General features: G+C 40.2%; 23 protein-coding genes and 2 pseudogenes. 6 read left to right on the top strand and 19 right to left on the bottom strand.

The genetic code is table 11. The annotated features are described in order from the left end of the window. Window positions 1-78 precede the first annotated feature (78 nt). From QM877_RS00125 to QM877_RS00100, 6 genes are all read right to left on the bottom strand, one after another. Window positions 79-1,113 (bottom strand): DNA/RNA non-specific endonuclease, encoded by a 1,035-nt coding sequence (locus QM877_RS00125; RefSeq protein WP_414317177.1) that lies wholly within the window; start codon window positions 1,111-1,113, stop codon window positions 79-81. A 157-nt stretch (window positions 1,114-1,270) separates the two neighbouring features. Next, the gene (locus tag QM877_RS00120; RefSeq protein ID WP_414317176.1) at window positions 1,271-2,197 is read right to left on the bottom strand and encodes an aldo/keto reductase; all 927 of its coding nucleotides are present in this window, start codon (window positions 2,195-2,197) and stop codon (window positions 1,271-1,273) included. Window positions 2,198-2,300: 103 nt separating this feature from the next. Beyond that, window positions 2,301-4,298, bottom strand: a complete 1,998-nt coding sequence (gene metG / locus QM877_RS00115) for a methionine--tRNA ligase (protein WP_414317175.1) — start codon at window positions 4,296-4,298, stop codon at window positions 2,301-2,303. A gap of 136 nt (window positions 4,299-4,434) precedes the next feature. Next, window positions 4,435-5,694 (bottom strand): ABC transporter permease, encoded by a 1,260-nt coding sequence (locus QM877_RS00110; protein WP_414317174.1) that lies wholly within the window; start codon window positions 5,692-5,694, stop codon window positions 4,435-4,437. 1 nt (window position 5,695) lies between these two features. Then, entirely contained in the window at window positions 5,696-6,397 is a 702-nt protein-coding gene (locus QM877_RS00105; RefSeq protein WP_075229145.1) for an ABC transporter ATP-binding protein, read from the bottom strand. Then, window positions 6,381-7,568, bottom strand: coding sequence for an efflux RND transporter periplasmic adaptor subunit (locus QM877_RS00100; protein WP_414317173.1), 1,188 nt, complete (start codon window positions 7,566-7,568; stop codon window positions 6,381-6,383). The genes QM877_RS00105 and QM877_RS00100 overlap by 17 nt, the downstream gene beginning before the upstream one ends. Before the next feature lie 239 nt (window positions 7,569-7,807). Here QM877_RS00100 and gor point away from each other — a divergent pair, with 239 nt between their 5' ends. Next, window positions 7,808-9,154, top strand: a complete 1,347-nt coding sequence (gor, locus tag QM877_RS00095) for a glutathione-disulfide reductase (protein ID WP_414317172.1) — start codon at window positions 7,808-7,810, stop codon at window positions 9,152-9,154. 339 nt (window positions 9,155-9,493) lie between these two features. Next, window positions 9,494-10,033, top strand: a complete 540-nt coding sequence (locus QM877_RS00090; RefSeq protein WP_414317171.1) for a biotin transporter BioY — start codon at window positions 9,494-9,496, stop codon at window positions 10,031-10,033. 61 nt (window positions 10,034-10,094) lie between these two features. Here QM877_RS00090 and QM877_RS00085 read toward each other — a convergent pair whose 3' ends face one another. Then, window positions 10,095-10,310: a YdbC family protein gene (locus QM877_RS00085; RefSeq protein WP_000807425.1), complete on the bottom strand. Its 216-nt coding sequence runs from the start codon at window positions 10,308-10,310 to the stop codon at window positions 10,095-10,097. A gap of 95 nt (window positions 10,311-10,405) precedes the next feature. Between QM877_RS00085 and QM877_RS00080 the strand changes: the two genes are divergently transcribed. Beyond that, on the top strand, window positions 10,406-10,726 hold the full coding sequence (locus QM877_RS00080; protein ID WP_414317170.1) for a hypothetical protein: 321 nt from the start codon (window positions 10,406-10,408) through the stop codon (window positions 10,724-10,726). A gap of 30 nt (window positions 10,727-10,756) precedes the next feature. On the opposite strand, the gene QM877_RS00075 is transcribed toward QM877_RS00080, so the two are convergent. The 7 genes from QM877_RS00075 to rpsP all read right to left on the bottom strand — a co-directional run bounded on the left by QM877_RS00075 (window position 10,757) and on the right by rpsP (window position 14,159). Next, the gene (locus QM877_RS00075) at window positions 10,757-11,095 is read right to left on the bottom strand and encodes an ATP cone domain-containing protein (RefSeq protein WP_001196044.1); all 339 of its coding nucleotides are present in this window, start codon (window positions 11,093-11,095) and stop codon (window positions 10,757-10,759) included. A 12-nt stretch (window positions 11,096-11,107) separates the two neighbouring features. Next, the gene (gene trmD / locus QM877_RS00070) at window positions 11,108-11,827 is read right to left on the bottom strand and encodes a tRNA (guanosine(37)-N1)-methyltransferase TrmD (RefSeq protein WP_414317169.1); all 720 of its coding nucleotides are present in this window, start codon (window positions 11,825-11,827) and stop codon (window positions 11,108-11,110) included. After that, the gene (gene rimM / locus QM877_RS00065; protein WP_316108272.1) at window positions 11,817-12,335 is read right to left on the bottom strand and encodes a ribosome maturation factor RimM; all 519 of its coding nucleotides are present in this window, start codon (window positions 12,333-12,335) and stop codon (window positions 11,817-11,819) included. Before rimM ends, trmD begins: the two co-directional genes overlap by 11 nt. 36 nt (window positions 12,336-12,371) lie before the next feature. Then, window positions 12,372-13,154: an alpha/beta fold hydrolase gene (locus tag QM877_RS00060; protein WP_414317168.1), complete on the bottom strand. Its 783-nt coding sequence runs from the start codon at window positions 13,152-13,154 to the stop codon at window positions 12,372-12,374. A gap of 94 nt (window positions 13,155-13,248) precedes the next feature. Continuing rightward, the gene (locus QM877_RS00055; RefSeq protein WP_000654200.1) at window positions 13,249-13,584 is read right to left on the bottom strand and encodes a MazG nucleotide pyrophosphohydrolase domain-containing protein; all 336 of its coding nucleotides are present in this window, start codon (window positions 13,582-13,584) and stop codon (window positions 13,249-13,251) included. A 43-nt stretch (window positions 13,585-13,627) separates the two neighbouring features. Then, the gene (kphA, locus tag QM877_RS00050; RefSeq protein ID WP_000379617.1) at window positions 13,628-13,867 is read right to left on the bottom strand and encodes an RNA-binding protein KphA; all 240 of its coding nucleotides are present in this window, start codon (window positions 13,865-13,867) and stop codon (window positions 13,628-13,630) included. A gap of 19 nt (window positions 13,868-13,886) precedes the next feature. Continuing rightward, window positions 13,887-14,159, bottom strand: a complete 273-nt coding sequence (rpsP, locus tag QM877_RS00045) for a 30S ribosomal protein S16 (protein ID WP_000268760.1) — start codon at window positions 14,157-14,159, stop codon at window positions 13,887-13,889. Between the two features lie 179 nt (window positions 14,160-14,338). Between rpsP and QM877_RS00040 the strand changes: the two genes are divergently transcribed. From QM877_RS00040 to QM877_RS00030, 3 genes and pseudogenes are all read left to right on the top strand, one after another. Then, window positions 14,339-14,872 (top strand): hypothetical protein, encoded by a 534-nt coding sequence (locus tag QM877_RS00040; RefSeq protein ID WP_414317167.1) that lies wholly within the window; start codon window positions 14,339-14,341, stop codon window positions 14,870-14,872. A gap of 105 nt (window positions 14,873-14,977) precedes the next feature. After that, on the top strand, window positions 14,978-15,784 hold the full coding sequence (locus QM877_RS00035) for a peptidylprolyl isomerase (RefSeq protein ID WP_000717397.1): 807 nt from the start codon (window positions 14,978-14,980) through the stop codon (window positions 15,782-15,784). 88 nt (window positions 15,785-15,872) lie between these two features. Then, window positions 15,873-16,051 (top strand): annotated as a pseudogene (locus QM877_RS00030) (zinc-ribbon domain-containing protein). Between the two features lie 42 nt (window positions 16,052-16,093). On the opposite strand, the gene QM877_RS00025 reads toward QM877_RS00030, so the two are convergent. The 5 genes and pseudogenes from QM877_RS00025 to QM877_RS00005 all read right to left on the bottom strand — a co-directional run. Next, window positions 16,094-17,635 (bottom strand): ABC-F family ATP-binding cassette domain-containing protein, encoded by a 1,542-nt coding sequence (locus QM877_RS00025; protein ID WP_414317166.1) that lies wholly within the window; start codon window positions 17,633-17,635, stop codon window positions 16,094-16,096. A gap of 1 nt (window position 17,636) precedes the next feature. Beyond that, the gene (locus QM877_RS00020; protein ID WP_414317165.1) at window positions 17,637-18,110 is read right to left on the bottom strand and encodes a VanZ family protein; all 474 of its coding nucleotides are present in this window, start codon (window positions 18,108-18,110) and stop codon (window positions 17,637-17,639) included. A 1-nt stretch (window position 18,111) separates the two neighbouring features. Beyond that, window positions 18,112-19,197 carry a 23S rRNA (adenine(2503)-C(2))-methyltransferase RlmN gene (rlmN, locus tag QM877_RS00015; protein WP_414317164.1) on the bottom strand — a complete coding sequence of 362 codons (1,086 nt, stop codon included), beginning with the start codon at window positions 19,195-19,197 and terminating at the stop codon, window positions 18,112-18,114. Between the two features lie 16 nt (window positions 19,198-19,213). Continuing rightward, a complete protein-coding gene (locus tag QM877_RS00010) occupies window positions 19,214-19,747 on the bottom strand; it encodes a YutD-like domain-containing protein (RefSeq protein WP_414273312.1) in 534 nt (177 codons plus the stop codon). A gap of 273 nt (window positions 19,748-20,020) precedes the next feature. After that, window positions 20,021-20,143: pseudogene (locus QM877_RS00005) on the bottom strand (IS200/IS605 family transposase); the annotation flags it as partial.

Below are 20,143 nucleotides of genomic sequence, written 5' to 3'. Positions count from 1 at the left end.
AATTTAATTATAACAAAAAACCGTTTTTCAACGGCTTTTTGACTGTAATTATTCTGATTTATATAGCTTGAAAAACTATCACCATTGCAACCCAGCTTCTATGATTTCCTTTCTAGAGGCATACTTCCCATTTGGTCGGTGCCATCTTCCTTTTCCATCTCTAAAGTAGCCACCTGTATTACTACTTTGTGATTCTTCTTCTGCTGGTGCTGGTGCTTCAGTTTCCTGCTGTTTCTGTTCTTCTTTAGCCTTCTCTTCTGCTTCTTTTTTAGCTTTTTCTTGTGCTTCTTTTTCTTCAGCTTCTTTCTTGGCTTTTTCCTCGGCTGCCTTAAGCTCTGCAGCGCGTTCTTCAGCTGACTTGACCGTATTCTTTGCAGTACCATCTGAATAATTTATTTCAGCATTGGCTGAAACGTTATCCAAGGCGACATGGGTTACGGAATACTTATCAATTTTTTCCTTGCTACTGCCTAATTTAATTTCAAGCAAATTTCCATCCTGATCAATTCCTACGTACTGTAAGATAATCTGTCTCGGAATCAATTCATTATCCTTATAGACAGCTGTCACCTTATAGTCAAGGTAATAGTTTGGATGATTTGCAAGCCACGAATCTAGTCCATTTTCATAATAGAGCATGCTACTTTGATTTTTGTCATCCGTTCCAGTAAAAGCACCTGTATTTAACCAAGCTGTCATAGGAACTAGATTTCGGCCTTCATCGTTAAGTCCACTAAATTGATACCCAACTAAATGACCGCGATTCATCAGCCAAGCCTCTTTAGAACCATCTCCGTAGTAAAATTTATAGTTATGCCATCCAACTGGATCAAAGGTTAATTTAGCTTCTCTCTTTTCTTTAGGCTCATCACTATCTTTTAGCTGAATGTGAGCATAAGTTGCACGGGATTTTGAATCAAGTTCCCCGAGTTCTAGCTGCTTTTCATTTTTAAAAGTAAGTAAGCCAGCTTCCTTGTATAACTTTATATTATCCTGCGTAGTCTGTTTAGTCGTTACAGGTTCAGCTACTTTCGCCTCTTCTTTATGTTTCGAGCAGCCAACAGATGTCAGTAATGAGAGTAAAACAACAGAAGTCAAAACTATTCTTTTCATTCTATATTCTCCTAAATTATCAAAATATTTATTATATTGTTATTTTATACCATTTTATCATTTATAGTTTGTATTTTCAAACAATTATATAAATATTTTTACAAATTTAAAAAGAACGAGTTAGAATCTCGCTCTTGATAGGATAGCGTTTTAGTCTCTAAGGCAAATCATTCCCTGCTGCTAGGTAAATCTCATACCATTCTTTTCGAGTTAGAGTCAGGTTACTTGCTTGGCTAGCTTCTATCAAATGTTTAGGGTTAGTTGTTCCCACTACTGCCTGCATCTTGGCTGGGTAGCGTAACACCCAAGCGATAGCAATGGCTGATGGGCTCACACCGTATTTTAAAGCTAATCGATTTAGAACCTTATTTAGATTTTGAAATTGCTCTTTGCCAACAAAATTGCCCTTAAAATAGCCAAACTGCAAAACTGACCAGGCCTGAATGACCATATCGTTTAGTTTGCAGTATTCAAAGATGCTTCCATCACGTACAGCAGCCTTGTCACCTTCCATATTGACATGGAAACCTGCTTCAAATCCTGGCGTGAAAGCTGCACTTAGTTGGAGCTGATTAATAGATAGAGGTTGTTTGACCTCTTTCTTCAGTAATTCCATCATCATAGGATTTTGGTTGGATACACCAAAATCTCGAACCTTACCTGATTTGTGAAGGATATCAAAGGCCTCTGCTACTTGATCAGCTTCCATTAAGGCATCTGGGCGATGGAGAAGCAAGCTATCTAGGTAATCAACCTGCAATCGTTGTAGAATCCCATCAACTGACTCTAAAATATAATCTATTGAAAAATCAAAATAGGTAAATTCTTCTATGCGAATGCCACACTTGGACTGAATCCACATCTTTTCTCGCAGGTCAGGACGATTGTTTAACACTTGACCTAGTAATTCTTCACAACGACCTCCACCATAGATATCAGCTAGGTCAAAGGCATTGATTCCGACAGATAGGGCTGTTTCAACCAGTTCCTCTACTTCTTTGACCGACTTGTCACTGATTCGCATCATGCCTAGGACGATTTCTGATAGTTCTCTTTTCTCTTGACCGAATGGAATGTATTTCATGGCAATTTCCTCCGCTTTTCTTCATTATAAAGCAGAATGACGCTTTTATCAACTGATACCTTACATAAGAAAAGAACCAGTTCAAACTGGTCCTTTTTAAATCTTAGCCAATCACACTTCCGTTTGGTACAGCTGGATCAACTGTGAGAAGGGTTAATTTGCCATCATGTTCAGCTGAGAGAATCATCCCTTGGCTGACATATTTTTTCATCATCTTACGTGGTTTAAGGTTGGCAACGATTTGTACCTTCTTGCCAACTAATTCTTGTTCGTTTGGATAGTACTTAGCAATTCCTGAGAGAATTTGACGATCTTCACCATCTCCAGCATCTAGGTGGAATTGAAGCAACTTATCAGAACCTTCCACTTTAGAAACTTCTTTGACTTCAGCAACACGGATTTCAACCTTGTCGAAGTCCTCAAATTTGATTTCATCCTTGTTTAGTTTGAGTTCAACTTCATCTGGATTCCATTCTTTTTCGACGGCTGGCTTGTTACCTTCCATTTGTTCCTTGATATAGGCGATTTCTTCTTCCATATCCAGACGTGGGAAGATTGGTGTTCCTTTGACAACTACTGTTACTCCTGCAGGGAAATCAGCCAAGCTCAAGTTTTCAAGGCTAGAAACTTCTGCGAGACCAAGTTGAGTCAAGACTGCACGACTGGTTTCCATCATAAATGGTTCAATCATGTGAGCTACGACACGAAGGCTGGCTGCCAAATGGCTCATAACACTTGCCAATTGGTCACGATGCGCTTCATCCTTGGCCAGTACCCATGGAGCTGTCTCATCGATGTATTTATTAGTACGTGAGATAAGAGTCCAGACTGCTTCAAGCGCACGCGGATAGTCAACTGCTTCCATGTAGGTATGGTAGTCAGCGATTGATTGTTCTGCAACGTCAGCAAGTGCATTGTCAAACTCAGTTACACCTTCTACATAGGCAGGGATTTGTCCATCAAAGTACTTGTTAATCATAGAAACCGTACGGTTGAGGAGGTTTCCGAGGTCATTTGCCAATTCATAGTTGATACGACCTACATAGTCCTCTGGAGTGAAGGTTCCGTCTGAACCAACTGGAAGGCTACGCATGAGGTAGTAACGAAGTGGATCGAGACCATAGCGCTCTACTAACATTTCAGGGTAAACGACATTTCCTTTAGACTTAGACATCTTACCGTCTTTCATGACAAACCAACCGTGGGCAATCAAACGGTCAGGTAATTTGATATCCAACATCATAAGAAGGATTGGCCAGTAGATTGAGTGGAAACGAAGAATATCCTTTCCTACCATGTGGAAGACTGTTCCGTTCCAGAACTTGTCAAAGTTGCCATGTTCATCTTGACCATAACCAAGAGCTGTCGCATAGTTAAGAAGGGCATCAATCCAAACGTAAACTACGTGTTTAGGATTTGATGGAACTGGAACTCCCCATGTAAAGGTTGTACGAGAAACTGCCAAGTCTTCCAAACCCGGCTCGATGAAGTTTCTTAACATTTCATTGAGACGTCCATCTGGAGTGATGAAGTCAGGGTGAGATTTGAAAAATTCGACCAAACGGTCTTGGTATTTGCTGAGGCGAAGGAAATAAGATTCTTCTGAAACCCACTCTACTTCGTGTCCTGATGGTGCGATACCGCCCGTTACATTTCCTGCTTCGTCACGGAAAACTTCCGCAAGCTGGCTTTCTGTAAAGAATTCCTCATCTGAAACTGAATACCAACCAGAGTATTCACCCAAGTAGATATCATCTTGAGCAAGCAAACGTTCAAAAACTTGAGCCACTACTTTTTCATGGTAGTCATCTGTGGTACGGATGAATTTATCGTATGAGATATCAAGCAATTTCCAGAGTTCTTTAACTCCAACTGCCATGCCGTCAACATAGGCTTGTGGTGTGATGCCAGCTTCTTCTGCTTTCTGTTGAATCTTTTGACCATGCTCATCCAGACCTGTCAAATAAAAGACATCGTAGCCCATGAGTCGTTTGTAGCGAGCTAGGACATCACAAGCGATGGTAGTGTAGGCAGAACCGATATGAAGTTTACCAGATGGATAGTAAATCGGTGTTGTAATATAAAAATTCTTTTCAGACATAATATTTCCTTTCCAGGCAAATGAAACCTGTTTTTATAACACTTCATTATACCATATTTTTAGTGATTTTCGAAATGGAAATCCATACAAAAAACAAGATAGACAAGTGTCCATCTTGTTTTTCCTGTTGTTTATTTTATTCATATCGAAGGGCTTCAATCGGGTCTAGTTTAGAAGCCTTGTTGGCTGGTAAAACACCAAATATCATACCGATACCAGCTGAGACAGCTAAACTAAAGAGAGCGATTGGGATGGATACGCCAACTTCGATTCCTGCAATCATGTTTTGAAGAAGGACACCTGCAAGCATAGTCACCCCTGCAGCCAGCACCAGACCGATGACCCCTCCTAACAAGGTTAGAATCATGGATTCAATCAAGAACTGAACCAGAATATTACCCCGAGTTGCTCCTAGTGCTTTCCGTAGACCAATCTCGCGGGTACGCTCTGTCACTGAAACGAGCATAATGTTCATAACACCAGTACCACCGACAAAAAGGGAAATCCCTGCAATGGCACTAATAATCGTTGTTATGAAGCCAAAGAGTTGTTGAACTTCTTGGAAGGCAGCAGACGCATCTGCAACTTGATATTCCCCTTGTTGAAGACCTGCAATCTCTGTCATTCTTCTTGCCAACTCTGGTCCTAAAGTCTGGGTTAAGCTAGTATCATTGACACGAAAGACAATATTTGAAATCTCATCTGTGTTAAAATTAGCTGCTAAGGAAATATTGGTCGTGATTGGTAGTCCTCCGACACCAAATGTTTTCGCAGCCTTAGCTTCCTTACTTGCATAAACACCAATAACACGGTAACTGATTTCATTTACTTCAACAATTTGGTTGAGAGCTTCTTGTGCTGAACCAAAAAGGCTATTGGCAAGCTCTTCATCTAAAATGATCACACTTGCGAAATCCTTATAATCTTGTGGTCTTAAACTACGACCCGCAATAATTTTATTTTCAACCGCATCCATATAGGTAATGTTGCCACCTGTCAAGCTGGCACGTTCAACCTTTTTATCCTTATAAGTCAAGGTCACATTGGATGAGTTGGTTACATAGTAGCTGTCCACACCTTTCAGTTTAGCAGCTTCTTTAACCCAGGCTTCTTGTGGTTTAGGTAGTTCAACAAAGACATCTTCCTCTCCACCAGATAAGGTCAGAGCAGATTGCTTCTGGGTGAAGGATCCGTCCTTACTCTTGGTAGGTGAGAAAAAGACATGGATGTCTTTCTGGGACTTGGTCATGTTTTTATTGACCTGACGAGACATGGAATCTCCCAAAGCCATGATAACGACAACGGAGGAAACACCTATGATGATACCGATCATGGTCAGGAAGGAACGCATCTTATGGGCCATAATGGATGAAAAGGCAAATTTCAGATTCTGCATCTTAGTTTTCCTCCTTTTCTACGAGACCACTATCAGACGAAATAACACCATCACGGATGACAATCTGACGTTTAGCATAAGCAGCAATTTCAGGCTCATGCGTTACCATAATAATTGTTTTTCCTTCTTTGTTTAATTCAACCAAGAGCTGCATAATCTGGTTTCCTGTTTTAGTATCAAGGGCTCCAGTAGGCTCATCTGCCAAGATAATCGAAGGATTGTTAACAAGTGCACGCGCTATGGCAACTCTTTGCTTCTGACCACCTGACAACTCCGAAGGTAAGTGATGGCTACGCTCAGTCAACTCAACCTTTTCCAGATACTCTTCTGCTAATTTGCGACGTTTTGAAGCACCAACTCCTGCATAAATCAGAGGAAGTTCCACATTTTGGAGGGCATTCATTTTAGACAAGAGAAAGAACTGTTGAAAGACAAATCCGATTTCTTGATTTCGAACCTTGGCTAATTGTTTTTCACCCAGACCAGCTACTTCTTTTCCATCTAGAAAATACTGACCACTTGTAGGAGTATCCAACATCCCAATGGTGTTCATGAGGGTTGACTTACCTGAACCGGATGGTCCCATGATAGCTACAAATTCTCCCTCTTGAACTTCTAGGTTAATGTTTTTAAGGACTTGAAGTTCTTGGTCACCATTTCGATAGCTACGGCAGATATTTTTGAGGCTAATTAGTTGCTTCATCAGTCTTCACCTCTTTCCCTTCTTCTAAGGAAGCTGTCGGATTACTGATGACTTTTGCTCCATCTGTCAAACCAGATGTGATTTCTTGGTTTTCTGCGTCCGCATTGCCCAATCCAACTTCAACTTTTTTGGCCTTTTGATTTTCATCAAGAATCCAAACATAGTTTTTGTCTTCTTCCATGACTACGCTGGTGATCGGAACAATCAATGCTTTGCTAGTGCTTTTCACTTCAACACTGACTGTAAAGCCCTGTTTCAAATCACCGATTTCACTAGTTACATCGACTGTATATGGATATTTAGAACCTGTGTTTGAAGCAGCTAAGCTACTACTTGCTTCACTGTTATTTTTTGGATAATTTGAAATATAGCTAATCTTGCCATTCCAAGTTTTATCTGGGTAAACCTTGGAAGTAAAAGTGACTTCTTGGCCTACAGATAGATTGGCAAGGTTGTACTCAGAAAGCTCTCCCTTGACCTGCAAGTTATCGTTACTTACGATATGAACCAAAACTTGACTATTTCCTGTTGGAGATTTTGAAACGTTACGATTTACTTCAACAACTGTTCCCTCCACCGTACTCAATACCGTAGCAGCATTCAACTGAGCTTGGGCTTTTTCAAGTTGCGCTTCTGCATCTGCACGCACATCACGAGCATCGCTGATTTGAGAATCAATAGCAGCTGTGGCAGAACCGGGTGACTGAGCTGGCGCTTGTCCAGTTGCTCCTTCTAGACCTGCTTGCGGAAGGCTAGGTGTTGCTGCGGCGGTATTTCGAGACTCATTCAGTTCATTGATATGACGGTTAGCTTTAGCAACAGCACGACTGGCAGCATCATAGGCAGCCTGGGCTTCTGTGCTACTATACTTGACGAGAGCCTGTCCTTCGCTGACCTGATCACCAACAGAAACCAAGACCTCATCCAAGTCACCCTTGCTTGCATCATAATAGATGTATTGTTCATTCTGAGCAGTTACTGTACCAGATAAAAGAACTGAAGATGCCACAGACCCCTCTTTAGCAAGGACAATCTTAGCAGTTTCATCTTTTGCTGCAGCTTGATTTGGTTGTCTTAACAGAAGAACAGCAGCTGCACCCACTACAAGAACTGACGCCACTCCAATAGCAGTAAATAAAGGCCATTTCTTAGCTTTTGACTTTCTTTTCATAGCAATACCCCTTTTATAAATATATATGTTAAGATTATAGCACATATCCTAAAAATGGACAATTTATTTCTCATTATCCAAAAACATTTGCTAAATCTTTTATTGTTGTATTAGTTATATAATACACTTTCTTTTTTATTTTTGCAAGCATTTTCTTAAAAATTTTATACGTAGCAGATTTTTGCATTGACCTTCAAAAAAAGATAGAATATGACTAGAAAATAACAAAGGAGCTTTCTATGAGAGAATACGATATTATCGCCATTGGAGGAGGTAGCGGGGGTATTGCTACCATGAATCGTGCTGGTGAACATGGTGCTAAAGCGGCAGTTATTGAGCAAAAGAAATTAGGTGGAACCTGTGTCAATATTGGCTGCGTTCCTAAGAAAATCATGTGGTATGGAGCTCAAATCGCAGAGAGCATCCACAAATATGGACCTGACTATGGTTTTACAAGTACTGGCAATGAATTTGATTATGCAAGGCTTCGTAAAAATCGTGAAGCCTATATTGATCGTGCTCGCTCTTCTTATGGTGGAAGCTTCAAGCGTAACGGAGTTGATTTGATTGAAGGACGCGCCGAGTTCGTTGACGCTCATACAGTCAGTGTCAATGGTGAGTTGATCCGTGCTAAGCACATCGTGATTGCAACTGGGGCCCATCCTCATATTCCTGCCATTCCTGGTGCTGAACTAGGTGGTAGTTCTGATGATGTCTTTGCTTGGGAAGAGTTGCCTGATTCTGTAGCCATTCTGGGTGCTGGTTACATTGCTGTCGAATTAGCTGGCGTGCTCTATACTCTTGGTGTACAGACAGATTTATTCGTCCGTCGTGATCGTCCACTTCGTGGATTTGATAGTTATATTGTTGAGAGTCTAGTTCAAGAAATGGCCAACACTGGATTAAACCTCCACACCCATAAGGTTCCTGCTAAACTTGAAGAAACTGAACAAGGCATTACCATTCATTTCGAAGATGGTAGTACTCATACTGCCAGTCAAGTTATCTGGGCAACTGGTCGCCGTCCAAACGTTGAAGGACTCCAGCTAGAAAAGGCAGGCGTTACTCTCAATGAACGTGGTTTCATCCAAGTTGACGAATACCAAAACACAGTCGTTGATGGTATCTACGCTCTTGGAGATGTAACGGGTGAGAAAGAACTTACTCCTGTCGCAATCAAGGCTGGCCGTACCCTATCCGAAAGACTCTTCAACGGTAAAACCAATGCTAAAATGGACTACACTACTATTCCAACTGTAGTCTTTTCACACCCAGCTATCGGAACTGTCGGTCTGACTGAGGAAGAAGCCATTAAAGAGTATGGACAAGAAAACATCAAAGTCTATACTTCAAAATTTGCATCTATGTATTCTGCAGTTACCAGCCACCGACAAGAAGCTCGCTTCAAGCTCATTACAGCTGGTGCGGACGAAAAGGTCGTTGGTCTTCATGGTATCGGCTACGGCGTCGATGAAATGATTCAAGGTTTTGCAGTAGCAATCAAGATGGGCGCTACAAAAGCAGACTTTGACGCTACAGTTGCTATCCATCCAACAGGATCAGAAGAATTTGTCACCATGCGTTAATAATTTTAAATGAAACCATCACGGTCACTCAGATTGAAGAAAAGGCCTATTTAAGACCATTTTCTTCAATCTTTTTCTTTTACTAGAGCAAATTATAAAACACTTAAAAATAGCATCCCATCAGGATTCCTAATAATTTTCACTATATGGTAGCCAAGCTCTATAAGGCTAGTCTTTTTATTACGGATAAGATTTATCTGTGTTTTGAAAAATCTCTTGGCCTCCGGCTCTCTCTAAATCGGCCGTTACAAATTTGTAACCTTTGTTTTTAAAATAGGTTGACAATTATGTTTCTTAAAGTATAATAGTTACTATAAATTACAAAAGAGGTTAACTATTATGAAAAAAGCACACATTTACGCTATTCCTGCTATTGGGGCTGCTCTGATTGCAGTATTAGCCCAAATCAGTATCCCAATTGGTCCTGTACCATTTACTCTGCAAAACTTTGCTATCGGTCTCATTGCTACTGTTTTTAGACCAAGGGAAGCTGTTCTCTCTGTTGGACTCTATCTATTACTGGGTGCCATTGGTCTTCCTGTCTTTGCTAGTGGAGGAGCTGGTTTCCACGTTTTAATTGGGCCAAGTGCTGGTTATCTATGGTTTGACCTTGTCTATGCTGGGCTTGCTTCCTATCTAACACACACAAATAGTGGTGTTGTACGTATTTTCCTAGCCAATCTCTTGGGTGATTCCCTTGTCTTTGTCGGTGGTATCCTCAGCCTCCACTTCCTCGCTGGTATGCCCATTGACAAGGCTCTCGCTGTCGGTGTGATTCCCTTTATCATTCCTGATCTTGCAAAAATTATTGCCATTAGTTTTATCGGACGACCACTCCTTCAACGTCTTAGTAATCAACCCTACTTTTCACATAAATAAAGAAAGAAAGGAGGTCGGGAATTTTCTCCCAACCTCTTTTCGTCTGTCTTTATATGATTGCTTATTGATTTTTGAAGGCATCGACCATCACTTGAAACTCTTCGTTTGAGAGGGTGATTCCTTTCCCCATCTTAGTGTGGTCTGGACTCCAAGCACGAATGTCAAACTTTGCTGGTGCTCCATTAAAGCTGACACGATTGATTTCCTTGGTCCAACCTTTTTCATTCTCTGAGAGTGTGAGTAAGTGTTCTTCGATTTCAAATGTAAATTCTGCCATTGTATTCTCCTTTTGATTGTCTTCACTTGATTATTCGTAAAATCTTGTAGATTTTTTTAAAATTGTATATAATGGTAAAAAGAAGGGAGGCTCCGATGAAAGATTTATTTAACTACATTCAACAAAAGTTCCAAAGCTTTCTCGACGGGCGAGAAGAACCAGATCATTCCAAAGCCGACTCCCTGACAAGTGCCATTAAAGAGGCCCTCCTAAAAAAAACTGCTGTCCACATTATTTTTTCAAATACAAGTTTTACAGGGGATATCATCAAATATGATACGGACCGCCAGCAAATTATCGTTAAAAATTTTGCAAAAAATGTGACCCGCATTATTCGAATCCCAGATATTCAGAAAGTGAGTTTTGTTCCCTCAACTGTCCAAACAGCCCAAAAAAATCGATTTAAGAAAGAGTGAGATGAGTTTACTTCATCTCACTCTTTTCTATTAACGAATTTGTTCAAAATGAAGGTGAACAGCAATGTGTTCTCCGTAACCACTTCTCTCTAAATCACGTTGCAAACGGTAAGAGATATAGTGTTCAGCGATGGTAATGTAGCCTGCGCCAAGCAAGCGATGCTCAACCATTGATTGAATCATGCTGATAGTGGCACGCTCCACTTTTGCTTCTTCTAGATCCAAGACAACTTTTTTAGTTACTTGAGCTAGATTTTGACGTAAATCATCGGTCAAAACATAAACTGTTTGAGCAGCTTTGAGAATGGCTTGATAGATTTTATCTGGATCAAAGTCGGCAACTTGTCCATCACGTTTAATGACTTGCATAGGCTTCTCCTTTTAATTTGTATTTTCTTTAATGTCTGCTAACATTTTGGATTCTTCTGCTGTTAATTCGTAATGTTCCAACAAATCTGGTCTACGCTCATAAGTTTTTTTGAGACTTTCATAGAGACGCCATTGACGAATCTTCTCATGATGCCCACTCATAAGCACTTCTGGAACCACCATACCACGATAGTCATAAGGACGTGTGTACTGAGGGTATTCAAGAAGGCCTGATGAGAAGCTATCATCTTGGTGACTGGTTTCCTTCCCAATTACTTCTGGTATCAAGCGAACCGTCGCATCAATCATGGTCATTGCTGCCAGTTCTCCACCAGTTAGAACATAATCACCAAGAGAAATCTCATCTGTTACCAAGGTCTTAATGCGTTCATCATAGCCCTCGTAGTGACCACAGATAAAGATGAGTTCTTCTTCTTGGGCTAAATCTTCAGCATAGGCTTGATCAAACTGCTTACCAGCAGGATCCAAAAGAATCACGCGCGGATTCTTCTTTTCAATAGCATCAAAGGCATCAAAGATTGGCTGCGCACGTAGCAACATCCCTTGACCACCGCCATATGGTTCATCATCCACATGACGGGCCTTTTCAGCATATTCACGAAAATTGTGATACTGGATGTCAAGAAGTCCCTTCTCACGAGCTTTCCCAACGATGGAATGTTCTAGAGGCGAGAACATCTCTGGAAAGAGGGTTAAAATATCAATCTTCATCGTCTAACCCTTCTAAGAGTTCTACATCCACACGCTTATTAGGAATATCTACATTAAGGACAACCGGTGGGATATATGGTAAAAGCAGATCGCGTTTCCCCTTGCGCTTAACTACCCAGACATCATTGGCACCTGGTTGAAGGATTTCCTTGATAGTTCCAATCAAGTTATCACCCTCGTAGACCTCTAATCCAATAATCTCGTGATAGTAAAATTCACCCTCATCCAGGTCATTCAGGTTTTCTTCTGCAACCTTCAAACTGTGTCCCTTGTATTTTTCGATATCATTGATGTGATACATATCCTTAAATTTGATGATATCAAAGTTTTTATGCTTACGGTGACTCGCGATAGTCACTGTTTTAACAAATTGATCCTTCTCATCAAATAAGGCAAGCTCTGCACCTTTTTTAAAGCGTTCTTCCGAAAAATCCGTCACAGATAAGACTCTCATCTCACCTTGCAAACCTTGTGTATTGACGATTTTTCCAACGTTAAAATAGTTCATTTGATCTCCTGTAATTTCCTTATCTCCATTTTCTTCTTACAATTTTTTAATAATATCTACAATTTTTTCTGATTCGGACCACTGTAAATAATGATGACTTCCACCTAGAATAAGTTTAGTCTTAGAAGTCCAATATTCTAATTCTCTGTACTCTTTTTCTCTATAAGCCTGACAAAAAATAAATACAGGGATACGATCTGTTATTGACACATCCTCAAAATCTTCCTTGGTGATCTCAACAGATACCTGAAAGCCCGGAACTTGAGATTCCAACTCTAAGCCTTTTTCTTGCATTAATTCCCATATCTTTTTATTAATTTCAGGGCTAAAGGTGGTTTGAGTTAAGTTCTTAAAATAAAGTTCAGGACCGAATTCTTCAATCAGTCTCATTTGCTTTTCCATTTCTGGATAAGGATTCTTTGAAAAATCAGCAAACATTACTTTTTTAGTGGTCGGTTCAATCGCCACTAAAGCTTGACAATTAAAATCTTTGTTCATCAATTTGCAAGCTAAGATTCCACTCAAGCTATGAACACAAAGTACATAATCAGAAATATTTAGTTTTTTAAGAATTTCATAAACTGCATCTACAAGATTGTCCAGATTTTTTCCAGCTAGGTTCTGAATCGAACTCCTACCTGTGTTTGGAAAATCAATTGTCAAATAACCAATTGTGGGAGGAAGTTTTTCAAGTATAAGTGAAAAATTTTCATAACTTGGTATCAAACCTGCTCCATTTAGACAAACAAGCATTTTCTTTTGCTTTTTATAAGTAACAGAGAGACTACCAATTTTTGTAGACACTTCAATCCTCTTCATAAAGAAATCCACTCATTCTATATAATGAATTATTAAAAATCCTTACCCTTTATTTTATCACGTTCTAGGTATTTTCACAAGTTGGAGAAAAAAGCTAGTTCTGACCTTCCGCTTCTAAATATCCTTCCAAATCTCGTTCATGGTGATACTTGATGGCAGCCTTTTTATCTTTTTCAAAAATGGTCTTGGTTAGGTCAATATCGTTTATAGCTGCGATTGCAACCGTATAATGAATAATATCAGCAAGTTCTTTAGCAAGTTCCTCATTTGAGTCCTGAACTCCCTCTTTTCGTCCAGAACGTCCATTTAAAACCTCGGCTACTTCACCAACTTCCTCTACTAGCTTGATAAAAAGACCTTCCTCTGTACGAGATTGCTGGTAATGTTCTAGCAAATAGGCTTGTAGTTGTCTAACTGTTAAATCCTTCATATCCTACTCCTAGCAAAAAAGCGAGACTTCCGTCCCGCTTTTCTTATTTTTCGTCAATAACGATTCTTACTTTTTTGTCTTCAGTTGGGACAGAGTAGACAATCGTTCTTATCGCAGAGATAGTGCGACCCTTACGACCAATCACACGACCCACATCGCTTTGGTCAAGATCCAAATGATACTCCAAAAATTCTGGTGTATCTTCAATCTTGATAGTTAAGGCATCTGGTTGTGAAATCAAAGGTTTCACAATTGCAATAATGAGATTTTCAATCGTATCCATCTGTCAACCTACTTTAGAATTATTTAGAGAATTTAGAATCGTGGAATTTCTTCAATACGCCTTCTTTTGAAAGGATGTTGCGTACTGTATCTGAAGGTTGAGCTCCATCAGCCAACCATGCAAGAACGCGATCTTCTTTCAAAGTTACTTGGTTTTCAGCAACAAGTGGGTTGTAAGTTCCAACTGTTTCGATAAAACGTCCATCACGTGGTGAACGTGAATCTGCTACGTTAATACGGTAGAAAGGTTTTTTCTTAGAACCCATACGAGTCAAACGGATTTTTACTGCCATTTTTAATATCTCTTTTCTTTTATTTTTTTAGTTCGGTGAAATAGCTGAGCTATTTAGCACATGTTCTATTATAACAGATTTCTAAGAGGTGTCAAGAAAAAAACTTGACAGACTTTAAAATTTTTAAATTTTTTAGAAATTTGTTAGACTAATAGAGTTAAATTAGAAAGAGAAACTTTATGAATACTAGTCTAGAAAACATTTACAAAGACCATCAGGTTAAGCCTTATATCTCTCCTGATCGTGATATAGAGGCTTGGCTACAAAATCCCAAGCCTGTCCCAAAACGAAATATGGAACAACTAGAAGACAATCTCCTGGCAGGAGATATTATCCTCCTCTGGAGAATCAACGTTGGAACATTCACTACTGAAACCTGGTTCCCTAAATACTTCGAATACACATATGGTATTGATGCCCCAAAACATTTAGAAACGCTTGTTGAAAAAGGCTATGCTATTATTGAAACAGCCTTTGACTCGCTTGACCATCTAAATAGTACCATGAAAAGGAATATCCTGAAGAAGAAGGGGGTTACTGGACTTTCTAAAATGAAGGCTGGCGACCTGGATCAAGCCCTTCATGAACATTTTTCAGAAGAGGAATTAGCAAGTCTCTTTTCGATTCGTGGCTATAAACTAACTCCAAAAGGAGAACAAGCTCTCAAGGACCATCAAGCAATCATTGACCGCCATCCAAAGAAGAATCTTTAAGCATTAGTTTTCTGGTCTGTTTTCTGAAAATCTCCCTATCACTAACATTTGAAATCCACTTTCAATTAGGGTACAATGGTAGAAATGATTTTTGAAAGGATTCCCATGAAAAAAATAGCAACACTTCTATTAATCTCAACTTTTGCCCTTGCTGGATGTAGCAGTATCCAACGTAGTCTGCGAGGGGATGACTATGTAGATTCTAGCTTGGCTGCTGAAGAAAGTTCCAAAGCAGCTGCCCAATCTGCCAAGGATCTCAAAGACGCCTTGACAAATGAGAATGCTAACTTCCCACAACTCTCTAAGGAAGTTGCTGAAGACGAAGCTGAAGTCATTCTCCACACCAGTCAAGGAGATATCCGCATCAAACTCTTTCCAAAGCTAGCTCCACTTGCGGTTGAAAATTTCCTAACTCACGCAAAAGAAGGCTACTATAATGGTGTTACCTTCCACCGAGTGATCGATGGCTTCATGGTCCAGACTGGTGATCCAAAAGGGGATGGTACTGGTGGTGAATCCATCTGGCATGATAAGGATAAGACTAAAGACCAGGGAACTGGTTTCAAGAGCGAAATCTCTCCGTATCTCTATAACATTCGTGGTTCTCTCTCTATGGCCAATACTGGTCAACCAAATTCAAACGGTAGCCAGTTCTTCATCAACCAAAATACGACGGATATTTCTGCCAAACTCCCTACAAGTAGCTATCCAAAGAAAATTATCGAAGCCTACAAAGAAGGTGGAAATCCTAGTCTAGACGGTAAGCACCCTGTCTTTGGTCAAGTCATCGACGGTATGGATGTTGTTGACAAGATTGCCAAGGCTGAAAAAGACGAAAAAGACAAACCAACTACTGCTATCACTATTGACAGCATTGAAATTGTTAAGGACTACGATTTCAGTAAAAAATAGGATGACCCCAAAATAAAGAGATGTGAAAATGATTTTATTCTGGGGTTCGAAAGGTTAGCAAAAGGTCTTAGGACATACTCAAACCACTATCGAGTGTGGTCACTGTAACATACCGACACTTGGAAAATTTCAGAAACTGGACGTAAGTTTACCCTTTACTGGATTCCACTCTTTCCTTACGGAAAAACTTATTTCGTTTCTTGCCCGATTTGTCACTACGGGAAAGAAATCCAAAAATCTGATCTTGAAACCTATTTGAATTACTAGCCAAAAAGCCAAGTCACACAGACTTGGCTTTTTTATGACTATTTATGTCAGCTGATTGAAGTCCCAGATCTGGTCCATCCAGCCTTCGTAGAAGTCTGGTTCGTGACAAACCATGAGGATAGAACCCTTGTATTCTTTCAAAGCACGTTTGAGTTCGTCTTTGGCATCCACATCCAAGTGGTTGGTAGGTTCGTCAAGAACAAGGACATTGTTTTCACGATTCATCAAGAGACAGAATCGCACCTTGGCTTGTTCCCCACCTGACAATACTTGGATTTGACTCTCGATATGTTTAGTCGTCAGACCACAACGAGCAAGGGCTGCACGAACTTCGGCTTGATTGAGTGCCGGAAAGGCATTCCAGACAGCTTCTAGTGGTGTCTGGCGATTGCCACCTTCCACTTCTTGTTCAAAGTAGCCGAGTTCTAGGTAGTCACCTCGCTCAACCTCCCCAGCAATTGGAGGAATGATTCCCAAAAGACTCTTCAAGAGGGTTGTTTTCCCGATACCGTTGGCACCGATGATAGCGACCTTTTGATTGCGCTCAAAGGTAAGATTTAATGGTTTAGTAAGGGGACGATCGTAGCCAATCTGCAAGTCCTTGGCTTGGAAGATAAAGCGTCCAGGTGTACGAGCTGTTTTGAATTCAAAGGATGGCTTTGGTTTCTCACTTTGAAGTTCGATGATATCCATCTTGTCTAATTTCTTTTGACGAGACATAGCCATGTTACGAGTAGCAACACGCGCCTTATTACGGGCTACGAAATCCTTGAGATCCGCAATTTCTTTCTGTTGACGTTCATAAGCTGCTTCCAATTGCGATTTCTTCATAGCATAGACTTCTTGGAACTGGTAGTAATCGCCTGAATAACGTGTCAACTGCTGATTTTCTACATGATAGACGATATTGATAACGTCGTTGAGGAAAGGAATATCGTGTGAAATAAGAACAAAGGCATTCTCATAGTTCTGAAGATAGCGTTTGAGCCAGTCGATATGCTCAGCATCCAAGTAGTTGGTTGGCTCGTCCAGAAGCAAGATATCTGGCTTTTCAAGAAGAAGTTTTGCCAAAAGTACCTTGGTTCTTTGTCCACCTGACAAGGCTGTTACATCCGTATCCATCCCAAAATCCATGACACCAAGGGCACGCGCTACTTCATCAATCTTGGCATCCAAGGTATAGAAATCACGACTTTCCAAACGGTCTTGAAGTTCGCCAACTTCTTCCATGAGTGCATCAATATCCGCTCCGTCCTCTGCCATTTCCATATAGAGGTCATTGATACGAGCTTCTGCTTTAAATAGCTCATCAAAGGCTGTCCGCAAGACATCTCGCACGGTTTGGTCTTCCTTTAGCACAGCATGCTGATCCAGGTAGCCAGCAGTCACATATTTAGACCACTCAACCTTCCCTTCATCTGGTAACATCTTACCAGTCACAATGCTCATGAAGGTTGATTTTCCTTCACCATTGGCACCAACTAAGCCGATATGTTCACCTTTGAGGAGGCGGAAAGATACATCTTCAAAAATCGCACGGTCACCAAAACCGTGACTCAAATTTTTAACTTCTAAGATACTCATTCTAATTCCTTATCTTATTTTTATGTAATAGTTTATAGAGGCCCCAAGCCAGGTAGCCACCCAAGGTATTGGTCCACAAATCATCAATCTCAAAGACCCGATTAAAGTCCAAGAAAAAGTCTAAAACTAACTGTGTACATTCGATTCCTAGACTCAATAGAAAACTGAGAAGAATCACTTTCTTAGTATTTCTTAGACCTGGCATGAGATAGAGAAGCTGGAAAATCAGCGGGAAGAGCAAAAGGATATTTAAGGCATTTTGTAAAAATATCCAGAATAGCTGCAGAAGGCTGGTTACTTCACCCAGTTTCCAAAGGGAGTTTAAAGGCGTCAAAAGAAAAACCAGGCGTCCAAAAGTTTGAATACCTGGAGTTTCCACTCCTGTAGGAAGTTGAGGCTGGGGAGTAAAACAAAAACAGACGATACAAAGACTGTATAAAAGCACTCCCAAGCTTAGTAATGTTTTTCGACTCATCTTATGGATTTACTTCAGCTACTGCTTTTTGGCGATCACGCTTCATGGTATTTGAACGCAATTGTCCACAAGCCGCATCGATATCTGTACCATGTTCCTGGCGAACGACACAGTTGACACCTTTTTTCTTGAGTGTATCATAGAAGTCCATGACACGCTCTTTAGGACTGCGACTATATTGGTCATGCTCACTTACTGGGTTGTAAGGAATCAAGTTGACATAAGACAATTTCTTGATATTCTTAAGCAATTCAGCCAACTCAAGCGCTTGTTCAACTCCATCGTTGACTTCATTCAACATGATGTATTCAAAAGTTACGCGACGGTTAGTTGTTTCAATATAATACTCGATAGCAGCAAAGAGTTTTTCAATTGGAAAGGCACGGTTAATCTTCATAATGCTTGAACGCAGTTCATTGTTTGGAGCATGAAGAGAAACAGCAAGGTTGACCTGAACTCCTTCATTAGCAAATTCACGGATTTTGTGAGCCAAACCAGAAGTTGATACGGTGATATGGCGAGCACCGATAGCCATTCCCTTATCGTCATTGATGGTACGGATAAAGTTCAAGACATTATTGTAGTTATCAAAAGGTTCTCCAATACCCATAACAACAATATGACTAACACGTTCATCTTGTCCACGCTCGTCAAAATATTTCTGAACCAACATAATCTGTGCAACAATTTCACCGTTATTAAGGTCACGTTGTTTCTTGATCAAGCCTGATGCACAGAAGGTACAACCGATATTGCAGCCTACCTGAGTTGTTACACAGACTGACAAACCGTAGTGTTGACGCATCAGCACTGTCTCAATCAACATCCCATCTGGCAACTCAAAGAGATACTTTACAGTACCATCAGCCGATTCTTGAACGATGCGTTGTTTCAAAGGGTTGACTACAAATTGATCATTGAGTTTGGCAATCAAATCCTTAGATAAGTTTGTCATTTCTTCAAATGATTGTACACGTTTACGGTAAAGCCACTCCCAGATTTGGTCGGCACGGAATTTCTTTTCTCCCTGCTCCAAGACCCATTCTTGCATGCCTTGACGTGTTAAACTATAAATAGACGGTTTCATGTTTTCTCCTTATTCTCTAATCTTTCTGACGGATGACGAAATGACGTTGCCCCTTGTCTTCTTTCTGAGATTTCTGTTCTTTTGAACGGCGTCTATTTCTCTTATCCGTATGATTTTTTTTCTTACTTTGGGAAGTTTTTTTCCCTTTACGAGAATCCTTTTCTTCCTCTTTTTTGCGCATCTTTTGGTCAAACGGTGCTCGTTTAGGAACTTCATTTTCTAGAACAAAATAGGCACAACCATAGCTACAATACTCAAGTAGGTAATCTTGTAAACGACTGATTTTCTCAAGAGACTCTTCTGCTCGCTCATTCTTGTAGAAACCACGTAAGCGCAACTGCTCATTACTCCAGTCTCCAACAATATAATCGAACTTACTTAAAACTTCAGAAAAGCGTTGAGTAAATGCCGTTGCATCAAAAGCATCCTTACTATTTTCAACTAAAGTAAAGGTAAAGCCTTCAGCTTCGACTTTATCTCCAGATAGATGAAATTCAGGACCAGGGAATTTATTGTAATTATATAATTCGGGTGCAATCTCTTTACGCATAATATTCCTTTTTAACGTTTACTTAGTACTCTATTTTACCATATTTTCGCCACATTTTCACCTTTAGCATTAAAATGAAAAAAGTCTGACGATTTAAGAATCTCTATCTAAAAACTCGACTTTCGTAGACAATCATAACCACCCGTCTAACGGGTGGTTTGCACCAGGGCTATAAGCCCAAATTACCAGCCAGCGCCTAAAGACGCTGGCTTTCATGTTGTTCAAGCCTCATTGCTCTTGACTCGTCACTTGCCTCTTAAAGAGGCTTTAGTATTACTTACCACTATCCCTAAAGGGATCCTCATATTCTTTTACACTCAATTTATCTAGTGCTATATCATGCTTTTCCTGCTCTTGAATATATTTCTTAATTGTGGCTTCATTAAGCCCTACTGT

Origin of the sequence: Streptococcus infantis, from assembly GCF_047463655.1 — a bacterium.
In the GTDB taxonomy this organism is placed as follows: Bacteria; Bacillota; Bacilli; order Lactobacillales; family Streptococcaceae; genus Streptococcus; species Streptococcus infantis_Z.
Note: the sequence above shows the minus strand (reverse complement) of the source record. Positions and strands in the feature narration are given on the sequence as shown.